This window comes from Methylobacterium fujisawaense (assembly GCF_014138435.1).
GTDB classification, from domain to species: domain Bacteria; phylum Pseudomonadota; class Alphaproteobacteria; order Rhizobiales; family Beijerinckiaceae; genus Methylobacterium; species Methylobacterium fujisawaense.
The window spans coordinates 321,191-339,467 of sequence record NZ_JACJIM010000007.1; the positions used below are offsets into that span (position 1 = coordinate 321,191).

12 protein-coding genes are annotated in these 18,277 nt (G+C 70.1%); 9 read left to right on the forward strand and 3 right to left on the reverse strand.

Annotation, left to right across the window (positions count from 1 at the left end; all coding sequences use genetic code 11):
• Nucleotides 1–28: 28 nt before the first annotated feature.
• The 3 genes from grpE to GGQ91_RS22490 form a co-directional block, all read right to left on the reverse strand.
• Complete coding sequence (grpE, locus tag GGQ91_RS22480; RefSeq protein WP_043381244.1) at nt 29–643, reverse strand: nucleotide exchange factor GrpE; 615 nt, start codon at nt 641–643, stop codon at nt 29–31.
• A 103-nt stretch (nt 644–746) separates the two neighbouring features.
• Nucleotides 747–3,539: a [protein-PII] uridylyltransferase gene (locus GGQ91_RS22485; protein WP_182592874.1), complete on the reverse strand. Its 2,793-nt coding sequence runs from the start codon at nt 3,537–3,539 to the stop codon at nt 747–749.
• 50 nt (nt 3,540–3,589) lie between these two features.
• Complete coding sequence (locus tag GGQ91_RS22490; protein WP_043349228.1) at nt 3,590–5,008, reverse strand: TAXI family TRAP transporter solute-binding subunit; 1,419 nt, start codon at nt 5,006–5,008, stop codon at nt 3,590–3,592.
• Between the two features lie 224 nt (nt 5,009–5,232).
• On the opposite strand from GGQ91_RS22490, the gene GGQ91_RS22495 reads away from it, so the two are divergent.
• The 9 genes from GGQ91_RS22495 to GGQ91_RS22535 all read left to right on the forward strand — a co-directional run bounded on the left by GGQ91_RS22495 (nt 5,233) and on the right by GGQ91_RS22535 (nt 18,270).
• Nucleotides 5,233–5,760 (forward strand): regulatory protein RecX, encoded by a 528-nt coding sequence (locus tag GGQ91_RS22495; RefSeq protein WP_043381066.1) that lies wholly within the window; start codon nt 5,233–5,235, stop codon nt 5,758–5,760.
• A gap of 76 nt (nt 5,761–5,836) precedes the next feature.
• Nucleotides 5,837–7,048, forward strand: coding sequence for a putative DNA modification/repair radical SAM protein (locus GGQ91_RS22500; RefSeq protein ID WP_043381242.1), 1,212 nt, complete (start codon nt 5,837–5,839; stop codon nt 7,046–7,048).
• 17 nt (nt 7,049–7,065) lie between these two features.
• Nucleotides 7,066–8,529, forward strand: a complete 1,464-nt coding sequence (locus GGQ91_RS22505; RefSeq protein ID WP_182592875.1) for a UdgX family uracil-DNA binding protein — start codon at nt 7,066–7,068, stop codon at nt 8,527–8,529.
• 60 nt (nt 8,530–8,589) lie between these two features.
• Nucleotides 8,590–8,886 carry a nucleotidyltransferase family protein gene (locus GGQ91_RS22510; RefSeq protein ID WP_043356924.1) on the forward strand — a complete coding sequence of 99 codons (297 nt, stop codon included), beginning with the start codon at nt 8,590–8,592 and terminating at the stop codon, nt 8,884–8,886.
• On the forward strand, nt 8,867–9,226 hold the full coding sequence (locus GGQ91_RS22515) for a HepT-like ribonuclease domain-containing protein (RefSeq protein WP_182592876.1): 360 nt from the start codon (nt 8,867–8,869) through the stop codon (nt 9,224–9,226). The genes GGQ91_RS22510 and GGQ91_RS22515 overlap by 20 nt, the downstream gene beginning before the upstream one ends.
• 22 nt (nt 9,227–9,248) lie before the next feature.
• Nucleotides 9,249–12,395 (forward strand): DNA polymerase I, encoded by a 3,147-nt coding sequence (gene polA / locus GGQ91_RS22520; protein ID WP_182592877.1) that lies wholly within the window; start codon nt 9,249–9,251, stop codon nt 12,393–12,395.
• An 890-nt stretch (nt 12,396–13,285) separates the two neighbouring features.
• The gene (locus GGQ91_RS22525; protein ID WP_182592878.1) at nt 13,286–15,373 is read left to right on the forward strand and encodes a hybrid sensor histidine kinase/response regulator; all 2,088 of its coding nucleotides are present in this window, start codon (nt 13,286–13,288) and stop codon (nt 15,371–15,373) included.
• Between the two features lie 55 nt (nt 15,374–15,428).
• Nucleotides 15,429–16,400, forward strand: a complete 972-nt coding sequence (locus tag GGQ91_RS22530) for an NADPH:quinone oxidoreductase family protein (protein ID WP_043381055.1) — start codon at nt 15,429–15,431, stop codon at nt 16,398–16,400.
• 187 nt (nt 16,401–16,587) lie between these two features.
• On the forward strand, nt 16,588–18,270 hold the full coding sequence (locus GGQ91_RS22535; RefSeq protein WP_182592899.1) for a methyl-accepting chemotaxis protein: 1,683 nt from the start codon (nt 16,588–16,590) through the stop codon (nt 18,268–18,270).
• The last annotated feature ends 7 nt before the right edge of the window (nt 18,271–18,277 follow it).

Consider the following 18,277-nt stretch of genomic DNA (forward strand, 5'->3'; position numbering starts at 1 on the left):
GCGCCGCGGGGACGAGCGGCAGTGTCGGTCAGGCGGCGTCCGCCGGGCTGGCCGCCGCCTTCGGGCCGCCCTTGGCGACGCCCACCAGGGCCGGGCGCAGGACGCGATCACCGATGACGTAGCCCGCCTGCACGACCTGCACGACGGTACCGGCCGGAACCTCCGCGTTCGGCACCTCGAACATGGCCTGATGGCGGTTCGGGTCGAACTTCTGGCCCTGGGGCTCGACGATCTTCACGCCGTGGCGCTCAAGGGTCTTGGCGAGGTCGCGCTCGGTGAGTTCGATCCCGTCGATCAGACCCTTCAGGGCGCCGTCGGCCGTGGACTTCGCATCGTCCGGCACGCTGTCGAGGGCGCGGCGGATGTTGTCGGCGACGTTGAGAACGTCCCGGGCGAAGTTGGTCACCGCGTAGGCTCGCGCGTCGGCGACCTCGCGCTCCGTCCGGCGGCGCAGGTTCTCCATCTCGGCGAGCGTGCGCAGCGTCCGGTCCTTGAGCTCGTCGCGCTCGGCGGTCAGCAGAGCCAGGGCCTCCGCGACGGGATCGACGGAGGCCGACTCGCCGCCCTGACCCGCGGGCGCGGAATCCTGGGCCGCGCCGGCACCGGCTTCGACCGTGGTCTGGCGCTGGTCATCCTGAGGCATGTCGTTGCTCGTCATCACGTTTCAGTCGTGGGCGGGAATCGGTGAGGGATCGTGGAATCGGCGCTGATATCTGGCCAAGGGGTCGCGAAATCAACCCGTCCGCTCACGCCTCGCGCGGCGGCGGGGCCGCCACCAGCGCCTCCAGACCCTCGGCCTTCAGCGTGGCGACGTCGTGCGCGAACACGTCCATCACGGCGCTGCGGATCGCGGCCTGCCGGTCGGGCTGCGTCACCCGGGTGCCGGTGAGGTCGGTGACGTAGAAGACGTCCACGGCGCGTTCGCCGAAGGTCGCCACATGCGCCGACGTGATGTTGAGCGACAGCCGGCTGAAGGCGGTGGTGAGCTCGTAGAGCAGGCCCGGCCGGTCGAGGCCGGTGATCTCCACGACGGTCTCCCGGCTCGACAGCGCGTTGTCGATGATCACGTCCGGCGGCACCGGGAAGGTCTTGGCGCGGGTGCTCGCCGTCGGGTGCTTGTCGGCGACGAGGTCGGCGATGCGGATCTCGCCCTTCAGCGCGCGCTCGATCGCCGCCGTGATGCGCTTGGTCCGGCGCAGCTCGTCCTCGTCGCGCTCGAAGGCGCGGGAGATGAAGATCGTGTCGAGGGCAAACCCGTCCGTGGTGGTGAAGATCTGCGCGTCGACGATGTTGCTCCCCGCCGCCGCGCAGGCGCCGGTGACGATGGCGAGCAGGCGGGGATGATCCGGCGAGTAGATGGTGATCTCGGTCACGCCCCGAACCGGATCGAGGGCCACGTCCGTGGCGCTGGTCCGTCCGTCGCGCACCACGTCGCGCAGGAAGATCGCGTTCTTCAACTGGCGCGTGCCGTCGACCTTCAGCCAGTAGGCCTGGCTGTGCCGCGCCGCGTAGATATCGAACTCCTCCGAGGCCCAGCCGGGCAGCTGCTCGCGCAGGCCCATCTGCACGAGGCGCACCCGGTCGGTGCGGGCGATCTCGGAATGGCCGCCTGACAGGTAGACTTCGGTCTCGTCGTACAGCGTGCGGATCAAAGTGCCCTTCCAGGCGGTCCAGACCCCCGGCCCGACGGCGGTGATGTCGGCCACCGTCAGGATGGTCAGGAGTTTCAGCCGCTCCAGGCTCTGCACGCTCGCGGCGAACCGCTCGATCGTCTTGGCGTCCGAGAGGTCGCGGCTCTGCGCCGTCATGGACATCAGCAGATGGTGTTCCACGAGCCAGCGCACGGTCTCGGTCTCGGCTTGGTTCAGGCCGAAGCGCGGGCAGAGCTTCTCGGCGATGGCGGCGCCGGCGATCGAGTGGTCCTCAGGCCGGCCCTTGGCGATGTCGTGCAGCAGGATCGCCACGTAGAGCGCCATGCGGTTGTGGATCGTATGCACGAGGCGCGAGACCAGCGGATAGGTCTCCTGGACCCGGCCCGATTCGATGTCGGCCAGGACGCCGACCGTGCGCAGCAGATGCTCGTCCACCGTGAAGTGGTGGTACATGTTGAACTGCATCATCGCGACGATGCGGCCGAAATCCGGGATGAAGCGGCCGAGCACGCCCGCCTCGTTCATCTCGCGCAGCGCCTCCTCCGGGGCGTTCCGCGAGGTGAGGATCTCGACGAACAGGCGATTCGCCTCGGGGTCCACGCGCAGCGACGGGTTCACGAGGCGCAGGGACCGGTTGGCCAGCCGCTTGGCGTCCGGATGGATCGCGAGGTTGTGCCGGTCGGCGAGCCAGAACAGCCGGATCAGGTTCACGGGGTCGCGCTCGAAGGCGTCCTCCGCCCGCAGGTTCACCCGGCCGTGGTCGATCCAGAAATCCTCCGCCTCCATGGCGGTTGCCCGGAACCGGTCGCGGAACCGGCCGATCCAGCGGTCGAGCACCGGGGTGCGCTTGGCATGGCGCGCCTCCAGCTCCGCGCAGACGATGGCGGTGAGGTCGCCCACGTCCTTGGCGATGCGGAAATAGGCCTTCATGAAGCGCTCGACGCCGGAGAGGCCGCCCCGGGGCTCGTAGCCGAAGCGCTCGGCGATCCGCGGCTGCAGGCCGAAGGACAGGCGCTCCTCCGCGCGCTTCGTCACGAAGTGCATGTGGCAGCGAACCCGCCACAGAAACTCGTCGCAGCGCTCGAACAGCGCGTATTCCTCCGGGGTGAACAGGCCGGCGCTCACGAGTTCCAGCTGGTCGCGGACCCGGTAGGTGTATTTGGCGATCCAGAACAGGGTATTCAGGTCGCGCAGGCCGCCCTTGCCGTCCTTGACGTTGGGCTCGACGAGATATCGGGAGGTGCCGGCCTTGGAGACGCGCATGTCGCGCTCGCGCAGCTTCGCCTCCACGAACTCGGCGGCGGATCCGACCACCAGCTCGGCGTCGAAGCGGGTCACGAGCTCCTCGTAGAGGATCCGGGTGCCGAACAGGTATCGCGCTTCCAGGAGGGCGGTGCGGATCGTCATGTCGGCCCGCGCCTCGCGCAGGCATTCCTCCACCGACCGGGTGGCGTGGCCGACCTTCAGCTTCAGGTCCCACAGGACGTAGAGCATCCCCTCGACGACGCTCTCCGACCACGCCGTCTGCTTGTAGGGAAGCAGGAACAGCAGATCGATGTCCGAGCCCGGCGCCATCGTGCCCCGGCCGTAGCCGCCGGTGGCGACCACCGCGAGCTGCTCACCGGTCGACGGATTGTCGTTGGGATAGAGGCGCCAGACCACGGCATCGTGAATCGCCCGGACCACCGCATCGGTGAGGTTCGACAAGGTCTGCGCGCAGCGCAGCCCGTTGCGGTCCTCGAGGAGCTGCGCTTCGGCGGCGCGGTGGCCCTCTTCGATGACCCGGCGCAGTTGCGGCACGAGCGCGGCCCGGAGCTTCGTGGGCTCACGGGCCTCGCGGTCGAGGTTCTCCAGAACCGTGTTGAGGGCTGCGACGGGATCGAACATGGCTCCCGTTAGCATGATATCCCGACACCGCCAGCCACGCGGCCCCGCCGCTATTCCGCAGCCGGCAGGTCGAGGGCGAGCAGCCGCGCCGTGCGGGTGCGGGTCGCCGCCCGGGGCTCCGCCTCGCTCGCCTGCCGCCGCGCGTCCGCGATCGCCGCATGGACGCCGTCCACCGCCAGGATCAGCGCGCTGACCGTCCGCGCATCGATGCTGCGTTCACGGGCGTAACAGACGACGTCCGCCACCAGCCCGTCGGTCTCGATCGCGATCGCATCGAGTTCGGCGGCGCTGGTCGCCGCCCGCACCTCGCGCATGATGTCGAGGAGCCGGTCGAGGACGAAGTCCACGCGCTCCCGGCGCTTGCGGGCGAGGCGCTGGCCGATCCAGGCGATGCCGGACCCGATCGTGCCGCCGAAGAAGGCGAACAGGTAGATGTAATCCTCGTAGCGATCGAGGAAGGTCTGCTGCTCGCGCTCGAAATAGTCGACGGCGCCGGGGTGGTTCGGCAGGCGCGCCGAGGTCGCCGCCACGGTGGTGTCGAAGTCCGGCGCCTTCATCAGCTTGGCCACCGGCGCCGCCGAGGCCAGACGCGAGCGCCACTCGAACAGGTGCTGCGTCGCCGAGGCGACCGCGACCCGGCTGACCGTGCCCCGCGCCATCAGGCGGTAGGAGGCGCCGACGGTCTTGATCTCCTCGTCGGGGCGCTTCGGCCGGCCGCCGAAGGTGCCGGCCGGAATCGTGACCGCTTGCAATTCGGGGAAGCGCTGCAGGATCGCGTCGCCGTCCGGGATCGAGACGAAGCCGACCTTCCGCTCCGGCGAGCCCAGCTCGACGGCGCGGACCACGGAAGCCGCGGGCTTGGAGGCGGGGCTCGCGATCACCGCCACCGCATCGACGCGTTTGTCGGCGAGGGCGGCGGTCACCTCGCCGATCTTGAGCGGCACCACGGTGACATGACCGGGCTCCGCCTCGGCGGCAGGGCTGGCCTCCGGCGCGTCCGCGCCCGCATTGTCCGGCACGAGGTCGTAGAAGGAGAGCAGGTTCGTCAGGAAGGACAGGTCGGCGCTGTGCCGGACCACGATGCCGAGCCGCTTGCGCGCGAGCGCGGGGATGTCGTCGATATCGGCCGCCTCCGGCGCCGCGATGACCAGGGCCTCGTCATGCAGGATCGCGAGGGTCAACCCGTTCTCGGGCAGGAACACGTCCGGCCGGACCACGGCGAGGTCGGCCTTGTTCCGCTGAAGCGCGAGGGCGCTGTCGCGCACGTCGCCGTAGCGCACGACCTTGAGCCGGACATCCTCGCGTGCCCGGTCGAGGGCGCTGGCATAGGCTTCGATCAGCGCGGCCTCGGGGCCGTCCTGCGGGCCGACCGCCACCGTCAGGGTATTCGGGCGCGACAGATAGACGATTGCGGCCGCGGCCGCAGCGAGCCCCAGGGCAACGAGGACCAGGAGCCATTCACGCCGCATCAGGATAGCTGCCGCACGTGGCTGTCGACGGTTCCGTCGACCCTGCGGATCGCCTGACGAAGAACGGTGGTTCGGGCCATGGCCGAGCCTGTCGCGTTGCGCGCGTTCCATGCCCGAGTCATGGAACGCAAACCTGTCGAGATCGTGAAGAACCGGTGAAATCTCCATTCGTTGCAGGATCCGCGCCAGAAGGTCGCGACCGCGAGATCAAGCCGCCCGGCCCTGTGAGCCCGGCGTGGCTGGAGCGGGCGGCGCTCCATTATCTGGAGCGCTACAGCGCCTCGACCGAGATGCTGCGCCGGACCCTTGCGCGCCGCGTCCAGAAGCGGGCCCGCGCCCGGGGCGAGGATCCCGCGCTCTTCACCGACCTCGTGACGACGACCGTCGCGCGGGCGGTGTCGGCCGGCCTCGTGGACGACGCGCGCTTCGCCGACACCCGCCTCGCCACCCTGCGCCGCCGCGGCACGTCGAGCCGCGGCGTCTCGGCCAAGCTCGCCGCCAAGGGCGTTCCGCGCGATGTCGTCGAGGCCGCGATGCTGGCGGAGCGCGACGCCCTGCCGGACGGTGAGGCGGAGGCGATCGAGGATCAGGCCGCGCGGGCTTACGCCAAGCGGCGGCGCCTCGGACCGTATCGCCGCCCGGATCAGCGGGCGGCGCACCGCGACCGGGACCTCGCCGCCATGGCCCGCGCCGGCTTCGCCTACGACCTCGCCCGCCGGGTGGTCGATCTGGAGCCGGACGACATGGTGTGACGGGTGCGGCATCGCGGCCCGGGGTGAAAGGCGGGGCGGCCTTGCACCTTTGGCCGGGTTGTTCATTGTCTGTTCGATGGACGAGACCCTGGCCAAGAAGCTGCGCATCCTCGCGGATGCCGCCAAGTACGACGCCTCCTGCGCCTCCTCGGCCGCGCCGAAGCGCGCAGCCGGCAAGGACGGGCTCGGGTCGACCACCGGGGCGGGGATCTGCCACGCCTATACGCCGGACGGGCGCTGCGTCTCGCTGCTGAAGATCCTGCTGACCAACTGGTGCCTGTTCGATTGCGCCTACTGCATCAACCGGCGCTCCTCGAACGTGCGGCGGGCCAAGTTCTCCGTCGAGGAGGTCGTGAACCTCACCCTGAACTTCTACCGGCGCAACTACATCGAGGGCCTGTTCCTCTCGTCGGGCATCATCAAGTCGCCGGACCACACCATGGAGCTGCTGACCCGGGTGGCGAAGTCGCTGCGGCGCGATCACGGCTTTGCCGGCTACATTCACCTGAAGTCGATCCCGGAGGCGAGCCCCTGGCTGATCGAGGAGGCCGGTCTCTACGCCGACCGGCTCTCGATCAACGTCGAGCTGCCCACCGAGGCGAGCCTGGAACGCCTCGCCCCGGAGAAGGACGGCGCCGCGATCCAGGGAGCGATGGCCCAGATCGGCGAGCGCATCGTGCAGGCCAAGGCCGAGAAGCGCCGCTTCTCGCCGGCCGGCCACTCGACGCAGGTGATCGTCGGGGCGGACGCCACCACCGACGAGGCGCTGATCCGCAAGAGCGCGCTGCTCTACGGCAGCGTCGGCCTGAAGCGGGTCTACTACTCGGCGTTCAGCCCGATCCCGGACGGGTCCGCGATCCTGCCGCCGAAGCCACCGCCGCTCCAGCGCGAGCACCGGCTGTACCAGGCCGACTGGCTGCTGCGGTATTACGCATTCACCCCCGACGAGGTGGCCGACGCCTCGGAGGGCGGGATGCTCGCCCTCGACATCGACCCGAAGCTCGCCTGGGCGCTGAAGCACCGGGACAAGTTCCCCGTGGATGTGAACAAGGCTGACCGGGAATGGCTTCTGCGGGTGCCGGGGCTCGGTGCCCGGGCCGTGGACAAGATCGTGAAGGCGCGCCGGCACGCGACCCTGCGCCTCGACGACGTCGCCCGCCTGACCTCGGGCTTGAAGCGGGCCCGGCCGTTCCTCGTCGCCGCCGATCATCGTCCGGTGGGGCTCACCGACCGGCTCGACCTGCGGGCGCGACTGGTCGAGCCGGCGGCGCAACTGAGCCTGTTTTGAGAGAGGCCGCAGACGCGATGCTCCGTTCCCCTGCGAGCGGACACGGGAATGCCGGCGCGCCGCGCGCCATGCTCCTGCGCCCGGGTGCCGATCTCGACGGCTTCCGCACCGCCGTCCGGAGCCTCGTCGCGGAGGGTGTCCCACCCGAGAGGGTGACATGGTCGGAGGCGGACTCCCCCGGCCTGTTCGGCACCGGCGCGGCGCATGCCCTCAGCCCGCCGCTAGCCCTGCCGAAGCCCGTCGCCGCTCTGATCCCGCAGGTGATCCCGCACCGCGATCCGGAACGCTATGGCTTGCTCTACGCGCTGATCTGGCGCGTCTGCCACGGCGAGCGGCATTTGATGGAGGTCGGCAGCGATCCGCTGGTCCACCGCCTGCACCGTCTGGCCAAGGCGATCGGGCGCGACCTCCACAAGATGCACGCCTTCCTGCGCTTCCGCCGGGCTGAGGGGCCGGATGGGGAGCGCTACATCGCGTGGTTCGAGCCGGATCACCACATTCTCGAGGCTGCGGCGCCGTTCTTCGTCAATCGCTTCCGCGGGATGCGCTGGTCGATCCTCACGCCGGACGGATCGGCGCATTGGGATACGGAGGCCTTGACCTTCGGACCGCCGGGCGACCGCGCGCAGCTGCCGGAGGGCGACGGGTTCGAGGCCGGCTGGCAGACCTACTACGAGAGCACGTTCAACCCGGCCCGCACCAACCTGAAGGCCATGCGGGCCGAGATGCCGAAGAAGTACTGGCACAACATGCCCGAGACGGCCGCCATCCCCGCCCTCGTCCGCGCGGCGGCCGGGCGCACCGAAGCGATGATCGAGAGGGAGCCGACCATGCCCACACGCCGCGACCCGGCCCGCGCCGTCGCCGCCATGGCCGACCAGGACCCGAAGACCCTGGAGGAGCTGAACGCGATCATCCGACGGACCGAGCCGCTGGTCGCGGGCGCCACCCAGGCCGTGCTCGGCGAGGGGCCCGTGGGCGCAACGATCGCCTTCGTGGGCGAGCAGCCCGGCGATCAGGAGGATCGGCAGGGCCGACCCTTCGTCGGACCGGCGGGGCAACTGCTCTCCCGCGCCATGGCGGAGGCCGGGATCGACCGTGGGGCGAGCTACCTCACGAATGCGGTCAAGCACTTCAAGTTCGAGGAACGCGGTAAGCGCCGCATCCACCAGAAGCCGACGGCGGGCGAGGTCAGCCATTACCGCTGGTGGCTGGACCGGGAATTGGACTTCGTGGCTCCGAAGCTCGTGGTCGCCCTCGGCGCGACCGCGGTGCTGGCGCTGACCGGCAAGGCCGTCCCGATCACCCGGGCGCGGGGCCCGTTCCGGTTCGACCGGTTCGACAACCGCTTCCAGGGCTTCATCACGGTCCACCCCTCCTACCTGCTGCGCCTGCCCGACGAGGCGAAGGAAGAGGCCTACGCGGCGTTCGTGGACGACCTGCGCCGGGTGGAGGCTCTGGGGCAAGAGCTCGCGGCCTGATCCTCCAACCCCGCGGTTCTGCTATGCTGATGGCCGCCGATTCCCTCCGATCCCGCCGCCATGGACAAGCAGCTCGCCCTCGACATCCTCCGCACGAACGAAGCGGAACTGCGCCGCCGCGGGGTGCTGCATGCGGCGCTGTTCGGTTCGGTCGCCCGTGGGGACGCCGGGGACGATAGCGACCTCGACGTGCTGATCGACATCGATGCGCCCGTCGTCGGCGGTCTCTTCGGCTATGTCGGGTTGTGCCATTTCATCGATGATCTGTTTCCGATCCGGGTCGACGTGGCGGACCGGGCGGCCCTCAAGGATCGGGTCCGAAAGCACGCAGAGCGCGATGCCGTTTTCGCTTTCTGAGCGCGAGCGGACCGCCTGCGCCGACATCATCGCCAACGCCGAGCGTGCCGCTCGCTTTGTGGCGGGGTTCACGCTCGAGACTTTCGGGGCGGACGAGCGCACGCACTTCGCAGTCATGCGTTGCCTTGAGATCGTCTCGGAGGCGAGCCGCCGATTGAGCGCCGAGACGAAGGACCGGTATGCGGACGTGCCGTGGCGACAGATCGCGGATGCGGGCAGCGTCTATCGCCACAGCTATCACCGGGTGACGCTGGACATCGTCTGGCTCACCGTCCACCACGAGTTGCCCGTTCTCGTCGCGGCCTGCTGCGCCGAACTCGCCCGCGCGCCCGATTCCTGATCGCCCCGAGCCGCCTGAGCCCATGACCGACGCGAAGCCCGAAATTAAGTCCGTGGGCCCCGGCGATCAGGTGATCCTGGTCGACGGCTCGTCGTTCATCTTCCGGGCCTATTTCCAGTCGATCAATCAGGACCAGAAGTACAATTCGCGCCCCTCCGACGGGCTGCCCACCGGCGCCGTGCGGCTGTTCTGCACGAAGATCGCGCAGTTCCTGCAGGACGGCGCCGCCGGCACGATGCCGACGCATCTCGGCATCGTCTTCGACAAGTCGGAAGGGTCATTCCGCAAGGAGATGTTCCCAGACTACAAGGGCCACCGCCCGGACGCGCCCGACGACCTCAAGCGGCAGATGCCCCTGATGCGCGACGCGGTGCGGGCCTTCGGCCTGCACGCGGTGGAGCTGGAACGCTACGAGGCCGACGACCTCATCGCGACCTATACCCGCCAGGCCGAGGCGCGGGGCGCGGGCGTCATCATCGTCTCCTCCGACAAGGATCTGATGCAGCTCGTGGGACCGCAGGTGCGGTTCTACGATTTCGAATCCGGTGCAAAGGGCAAGCCGGGCTACCGGCCCGAGCGCAACCTCGATGTCGAGGCGATCATCGCCAAGTGGGAGGGGCTTCAACCCAACCAGATCGGCGACGCGCTGGCGCTGATCGGCGACACCTCCGACAACGTACCGGGCGTCCCCGGCATCGGCTTGAAGACCGCCGCGGCGCTGATCAAGGAGTTCGGCAGCCTCGAGGCGCTGCTGGAGCGGGCGGGCGAGATCAAGCAACCCAAGCGCCGGGAAACCCTGCTCGCCAACGTCGATCAGGCTAAGCTGTCTCGAAAACTCGTGGCGCTGATGGAGGATGTGCCGGTCCCGGTGCCGCTCGACGAACTCGGCGTGCCGAAGCCCGACCCGGAGAAGCTCGTCGGCTTCCTGAAGGCGATGGAGTTCAACACCCTGACGCGCCGCATCGCCCAGATGCTGCACGTCGACCCCGAGGCGGTGAAGCCCGATCCGCGGCTCCTGCCCGGCGCCCGGCCGCACGGCTACGGCAACGGGGCCGGCGGCAGCGTCGCGGTGCCATTCTTCGGCGATTCCGTGCCGCCGGATCCCGAGACCGCGGCGGCCGGGGCCGAGCGCCCGCCGGGCGCCGCACCGCCCGAGGGCGGCGCGGTGGACCCCTTCGCGGATCTCGACCTGCCGGACGCGCCCGCCAAGCCCCGGGCCCCCGTCGAGGCGACGCCCGGCAACGTCGTGGCGGCCCGGGCCGCGGAGGCCGTGGCCCCCTTCGACACCGCCGCCTACGAGACCGTCACGTCTCTGGAGCAGCTCGACGCCTGGATCGCCGAGGCCGAGGAGGCCGGTGTGATCGCGGTCGACACCGAGACGGACGCGCTCGACGCCCACAAGGCCGGCCTGGTCGGCGTCTCGCTGGCGGTGTCCACGGGACGGGCCTGCTACATCCCGCTGGCGCACGTGCAGGCCGCCAAGGTGCAGGCCGACGCCACCGACCTGTTCGGCGAAGGGGCCGCGCCCTCCGACGTGGTCGAGCCGGTCCCGGGCCAGATCCCCCTGAAGGATGCCGTCGCCCGACTGAAGCCGCTTCTGGAGAATCCCGGCGTTCTGAAGGTCGGCCAGAACCTCAAATACGATTGGGTCGTGCTCGCCCGCTACGGCGTCGAGGTGGCGCCCTTCGACGACACGATGCTGATCTCCTACGTCCTCGATGCCGGGAAGGGCGGGCACGGCATGGACGAGCTGGCCCGCCGCCATCTCGGCCACCAGCCGATCACGTTCTCGGATGTCGCCGGCACCGGCCGCAACAAGGTGAGCTTCGACCGGGTCGCGATCGACAAGGCCACCGCCTACGCGGCCGAGGATGCGGACGTGACGCTCCGCCTGTGGCGGATGATGAAGCCGCGCCTCGTCGCCGAGCACCGGGTCGCGGTCTACGAGACCCTGGAGCGCCCGCTCCTGCCGGTCATCGCCCGGATGGAGCAGCGCGGCATCCGGGTCGACCGGGACATGCTGAGCCGCCTCTCGGGGGATTTCTCGCAGATCCTCGTGCGCCTGGAGGAGGAAATCCAGGAGGATGCCGGCGAGAAATTCTCGGTGGGCTCGCCGAAGCAGATCGGCGACATCCTGTTCGGGAAGATGGGCCTGCCGGGCGCGAAGAAGACGCCGTCCGGCCAGTGGGCGACGCCCGCCACCCTGCTGGAGGAGCTGGCCCAGGCCGGGCACGAGCTGCCCAAGAAAATCCTGGAATGGCGGCAGCTCTCGAAGCTGAAATCCACCTACACGGATTCGCTCCAGACGCACGCCGACCGGGAGACGGCGCGCGTCCACACCTCGTTCTCGCTGGCGGCGACCACCACCGGCCGACTGTCCTCCTCCGAGCCGAACCTGCAGAACATCCCGATCCGCACCGAGGAGGGCCGGCGCATCCGCCGCGCCTTCGTGGCGGCGCCCGGCAACCGGCTGATCTCGGCGGATTATTCCCAGATCGAGCTGCGTCTCCTGGCCCACATGGCCGATATCCCGGAACTCCGGAAGGCGTTCGCGGACGGGATCGACATCCACGCGGCCACCGCCTCGGCGATGTTCGGCGTGCCGCTCAAGGACATGACGCCCGACCTGCGGCGCCGGGCGAAGACCATCAATTTCGGCATCATCTACGGCATCTCGGCCTTCGGGCTCGCCGACCGGCTCGGCATCGGCCGCGAGGAGGCTTCCGCGTTCATCAAGCAGTATTTCGAGCAGTTCCCCGGGATCCGCGACTACATCGATGCGACCAAGAAGAGCTGCCGGGACAAGGGCTACGTCACCACCCTGTTCGGCCGGGTGTGCCACTATCCGCAGATCCGCTCCAACAACCCGTCCGAGCGCGCCAGCGTCGAGCGGCAGGCGATCAACGCGCCGATCCAGGGCTCGGCCGCCGACATCATCCGCCGGGCCATGACCCGGATGGAAGGGGCTTTGGCCGACGAGAAGCTCGGGGTGCGCATGCTCCTGCAGGTCCACGACGAGCTGGTCTTCGAGGCTGCCGAGGACGAGGTGGAGCGGGCGATCCCGATCATCCGCGGCGTGATGGAGGAAGCGCCGGCGCCGGCCCTGACGCTGCGGGTGCCGCTGGTGGTGGAGGCCAACGCGGCGGGGAACTGGCAGGAGGCGCATTAGCGCGGATGGTGGCTGAACCTGGCCGTCCTCGCGACCGGAGCGGAGCGGGCCGGCACGACGCTCATCGATCCGGTGGGCGCGGGTTCAGGACAGGGGCGATGGCGTCGTCCTCGCGCGTCCGGTAGAGCGCCATCGGCTTGGTCGCGTGCGCCCGCTTGAGGGCGTCGTCGCGCCGTTCAGCACCGGGTTGGCCCGCAGGGTTTCGACGAAAGGGTGAAACCGGTCGCGGGAGCCGCCTCCGGCGGTCCATTGGACACCGAGATGCGCTGTTCGGTGCGCCTCCGTGGAGGACGAGAATTCGTCAGTTCAGCTCGATCCCGCGTTCCGGGCACGGCGAGATCGCCCTCGGTCAGGCACCCGGGTATCGCTGTCGCTCCAACATGCAGGATGCCCGCCGGGACGGGCAGGCTCGTCTGCAGAAGGTCGCTGACGAACGCGAACAGCCGTTCGGCTTCGGCGCGGGCTGCGTCGCTGTCGGCTGAAATGCCGGTCGCCGGTTGTGCCGTCTGCCCGGGCCCGCGCTCTTGCCCGTGCCCGGGTCAACGTATTTCGGCCGCAAGGACCGTCGCCGGTCCAGAGGGCGGTGTTGGAGGCCTGCGCGGAGAGATCAGGTCAACGGATCGCCGCGATCCAGGCCCTGCCGTCCGGCAATCCCAGTCATTCCCGGGCACCCCCGGGCGAGCCCGGAACCCAGAGCCGCCGCCAGCCATGCCGGCACGCGGTCGAGGTCCGGATCCTGCTTCGCAGTCCCGGAATGACGGGGCTGTGACCTCGGGCTGTGACCTCGGGCTGGGCTCCGACCACAGGCATCCACAGGGCCGCCCTGGCTTGGAGATGGCGTCGAAGACGGTCATACGCGGTAAGTCCATGACCTGTATCGCTCAGAACTTGTGATCGATCCCCTCTCCTTCCTATCCGGCGGCGGCGAGGCCGCGCGGATGATCCGCGCACGCGACTGGACCGGCCATCCCCTCGGCCCCCCGGGGACCTGGCCGGCGGAATTCCGCGCGGCCCTTTCGCTCGTTCTCAACTCGCCGGAATCGATGATCCTGGCCTGGGGACCCGATCTCCACTTCTTCTTCAACGACACCTACTTCCCGCTGCTCGGGCCCCGTCTGGCCTGGGCCATGGGCGAGCGGTTCGACGTGGTCTGGGCCGATGCCTGGGATCAGGCCAAGCCGATCATCGACGCGGCCATGGCAGGCAGCCCGGAGCGCTTCATCGATCTGCCCTGGCAGCTCGACACCGACCGGGGCTCCCGGGAGACGTGGTGGACCTTCTCGTACTCGCGGGTCCTCGACGCCGCGGGGCGGGTCACGGGGTTGTTCATCCTCACCAACGAGACCACGGCCCGCGTGCGCGCCGACGCCGCCCTCAAGGAGAGCCAGGGCCGCCTGGAATCCGCCCTCGCGGAGCTGCGCGACCTCAACGCCACCCTGGCCCAGCAGGTCGAGGAACGCACCGCCGATCGCAACGCCCTGTGGACGCTCTCGTCCGACATGATGCTGCGCTGCCTGTTCGACGGCACGATCACCGCGGTGAACCCGGCCTGGACCGAGGTGCTGGGCTGGCGGCCGGACGAGCTGATCGGAACCAAGCTCATCGCCTTCGTCCATCCGGACGATTTCGACCGCACCGTCGAGGGCGCGCAGCAGCTCGCCACGGGATCGAGCCTCGCGCGCTTCGACAACCGCTACCGCCACCGGGACGGCGGATACCGCTGGATCAGCTGGGCGGCCCGGCCGGGGGAGGGGGTGATCAACGCCGTCGGCCGCGATTTCACCGCGGAGCGCGAGCGCGCCGACGCCCTGGCCGCCGCCGAGGAGGCCCTGCGGCAATCGCAGAAGATGGAGGCGGTCGGCCAGCTGACCGGCGGGATCGCCCATGACTTCAACAACCTGCTCGCCGGCATCTCCGGATCCCTGGAGTTGATCCAGACCCGCCTCGGCCAGGGCCGCGTCATGGATGTGGACCGCTACATCAACGCGGCGCAGGGGGCCTCGAAACGGGCCGCGGCCCTGACCCATCGCCTGCTCGCCTTCTCGCGGCGGCAGACCCTCGATCCGAAGCCCACCGACGTGAACCGGCTCGTGGCCGGCATGGAAGAGTTGATCCGGCGGACGGTCGGCCCCGCCGTGATCGTCGAGGTGATGGGTGCGCCCGGTCTCTGGCCGGCCCTGGTCGACCCGCCGCAGCTCGAGAACGCCCTGCTCAACCTGTGCATCAACGCCCGTGACGCCATGCCGGAGGGCGGCCGGATCACGATCGAGACCGCCAATGCCTGGCTCGACGAGCGCGCCGCCCGGCGTCACGACATGCCGCCGGGCCAGTACCTCTCGCTCTGCGTCACCGATACCGGCATCGGCATGCCGCCCGAGATCGTCGGCAAGGTGTTCGAGCCGTTCTTCACCACCAAACCGCTGGGGCAGGGCACCGGCCTCGGCCTGTCGATGATCTACGGCTTCGCCCAGCAATCGGGCGGCCAAGTGCGGATCCATTCCGAGGTCGACAAGGGTACCACGGTCTGCCTCTACCTGCCCCGCCATCGCGGCGCGGTCGCGGAGGAGGATCCGCATACCGCCGTCGGCGCGCCGCCTCGGGCCGCGCCGGGCGAGACCGTGCTGGTGGTCGACGACGAGCCGACCGTGCGCATGCTGGTCACCGAGGTGCTGGAGGATCTCGGCTACACGGCGATCGAGGCCGCCGACAGCGCGGCCGGCCTCAGGGTGCTGCAATCCGACGTGCGCATCGACCTGCTCGTGTCCGATATCGGTCTGCCGGGCGGCATGAACGGGCGCCAGATGGCCGAGGCCGGCCGGGTGACGCGACCGGGGCTCAAGGTCCTGTTCGTCACCGGCTACGCGGAGAATGCCGTCTTGGGCAACGGCCAGCTCGATGCCGGGATGCAGGTCATCACCAAGCCGTTCGTGGTGGAGGTGCTGGGCGCCCGAATCCGCGAGATGATCGGGACGGCTTGACCGCACGGCCGGTTCGGGCCTCATCGGCGGAGAAACGCCGGGGAGGAGACACGGAATGCGGGCGCTGCTGTGCACGAGGCTCGACGGGCCGGAGCATCTGGAGATCGTGGAGCGCCCCGATCCGGTTCCGGGTCCCGGGCAGGCCCTGGTGCGGATGCGGCTCGCGGCGCTCAACTTCTTCGACACGCTGATCGTGGCTGGGCGCTACCAAGTGAAGCCGGCCCTGCCGTTCTCGCCGGGCGGCGAGGGGGTCGGCGTGGTCGAGGCGCTCGGGCCAGGGGCCTCGGGCGTGGCCGTGGGCGACCGGGTGATCGTCCATGCCGGGCACGGTTGCTGCGCCGAACTCATCGCCCTCGACGCCGCCCGGCTCACGCCGGTGCCGGACGCGGTGCCGGACGAGCAGGCGGCCGGGCTCACCATCACCTACGGCACCTCGCTCCATGCCCTGGCGAACCGTGCCCGCCTGCAGCCCGGCGAATGGCTGGCGGTCCTCGGGGCCTCCGGGGGCGTCGGTCTCGCCGCCGTGGAGCTGGGGCGGCTGATGGGCGCCCGGGTGATCGCCTGCGCCTCCTCGGAGGAAAAGCTCGCCGTCGCCCGCGCCCACGGCGCCGAGGCCGGCCTCGTCTACGATCCCGCGACGCTCAAAGACGAGTTGCGCCGGATCTCCGGGGGCGGGATCGACGTGGTCTACGATGCGGTCGGCGATGCCTACGCGGAGCCGGCCCTGCGGGCGCTCGGCTGGCGCGGCCGGTTCCTCGTCATCGGCTTCGCCGCCGGGGAGATCCCGCGGCTGCCGTTGAACCTGATGCTCCTGAAGGAACTCGACGTGCAGGGCGTCCACTGGGGCGCCTTCCTCGAACGCGAGCCGGAGGCGCATCGGGCCGACCAGCGTCGGCTCCTCGACTGGGTGGCCGAGGGCAAGCTCACCGCGCAGGTCCACGGCGTCTACCCGCTGGCGGACTTCCCGGAGGCCTTCGGCCTGCTGACCCGCCGTGCGGCCGTAGGCAAGGTTCTCCTGCGGCCCTGATCGGGCCGCGGCCGCCCGCCTTCGACTGGATCGGCGCTCGACCCGCGGCACGGCCTTGGCGGGCGACGCGTCATGCGTTCCGCGCTGATCTGCGGCGCAGATCACTTCCGAAGTAGAGGTTGCGAAAAATCTGTCCTTCATCTTCGTGTGCCACGATGCGCCGGTGTCGTCCTCTGTGGTGCCCGAGATGAGCTTTCGAAGAAGTATCGTTTCGAAGCTGATACTGCCATCGATAATCGGCTTTTTGCTGTTTATCGCAAGCTCGACCATCGGCTTGATGCAGATACAGGCCATCAATGCCGCCGCCGTGGAGACCCGCGACGTCTGGGTGCGCAAGGACAACGATCTCCATACGATTCGATTCCTGATGCTGCGGTACCACACGACGACGATCCGCAAGGTGGTCGCCGTCGACGACGGTGAGAACCGGGACCTCGATGCCGAGTTCGTCGAGATGGATCGGACCATCCCCGAGGCCTTCCAGAGCTATCGCGTGCGCGCGACGACGCCCCGGGAGCGCGCGCTCTGGGACGCATTCGAGGGGCGGTGGAAGGTCTATCGCACCGCCCAGGAGGCGATCCTCGCCCCGCTCAGGCGCGGCGACCGGAACGCGGCCCGCGACGCCATCGCGCCCGCCCGCCCGCCTCTGGTGGCCGCCTTCGATGCCCTGGCGGATCTCGCCCAGGTCACCGCCGAGGGCACGAACGTCTCGGTCCAGCGCTCCGAGGATGCGTTCCGGACGGCGTGGTCCGTCACCATCACGCTCTCCGTGATCGGAGCGATCATGACCGGCGCGGCGGTCTGGTGGGTCTGGCAGCGGGTCGCCCGCCCGATCCGGTCCCTGGCCGAGATCATGGGTCGGCTCGCGGCCAACAACCTCGACGTGGCCGTCGGCGGCTCCGAGCGAGCGGACGAGGTCGGGGTCATGGCGGCCTCCGTCCAGGTCTTCAAGGACGGCCTGATCCGCGCGCGCACGCTCGAGCACGAAGCGGCACAGGCCCGCGCCGCGGCCGAGGCGCGGCGGCGGAGCGGCATGCAGCAGATCGCCGACGCCTTCGAGGGCACGGTCGGCGGCATCATCGGCACGGTCTCGGCCGCCGTCGCTGCGCTGCAGGACACGGCCTCGGCCATGAATGAGGCGGCCGCCGACACCGCCGATCGCTCCGGCCGGGTGGCGAGCGCGGCCGAACTCGCGGCCAGCACCGTCAACGTCGCGGCGGCGGCGGCGGAGGAACTCGGCGTCTCCGTCCAGGAGATCAGCCGCCAGGTCGCGGGCTCGACGGCGCTGACCCAGTCGGCGGTCGCGGACGCGGAGGCGACCGCGCACTTGGTTCGGGATCTGAACGGGGCGGCGGTCCAGATCGGTCATGTCGTGACCCTGATCTCGACCATCGCCGAACAGACGAATCTCCTGGCGCTGAACGCCACGATCGAGGCGGCGCGGGCCGGCGCGGCGGGCCGCGGCTTCGCCGTCGTGGCCGCAGAGGTGAAGGCGCTGGCCGGTCAGACCGCGCGGGCGACCGACGAGATCGGCGGCCACGTCGCCCGGATCCAGTCCTCCACCGGCGACGCCGTCTCGGCGATCGGGCGCATCGGCGGCCGAGTCCAGGAACTCAGCGCCGTGGCGACGCGGATCGCCAGCGCCGTGGAGCAGCAGGGCGCCGCGACGCAGGAGATCGTCCGCAACGTCTCCCAGGCCGCCCAGGGGGCGGCTGACGTCACCAGCACCATCACGGGCGTCGCCGACGCGGCGAAGGCAACCGGAGCGGCGGCCGATCAGGTTCTCACGGCAGCCTCGGAGTTGTCGCTCCGGTCCGGGCATCTCAGGGACGAGGTGACGCGCTTCCTCGCGACCGTCCGCGCGGCCTGAGCGGGCG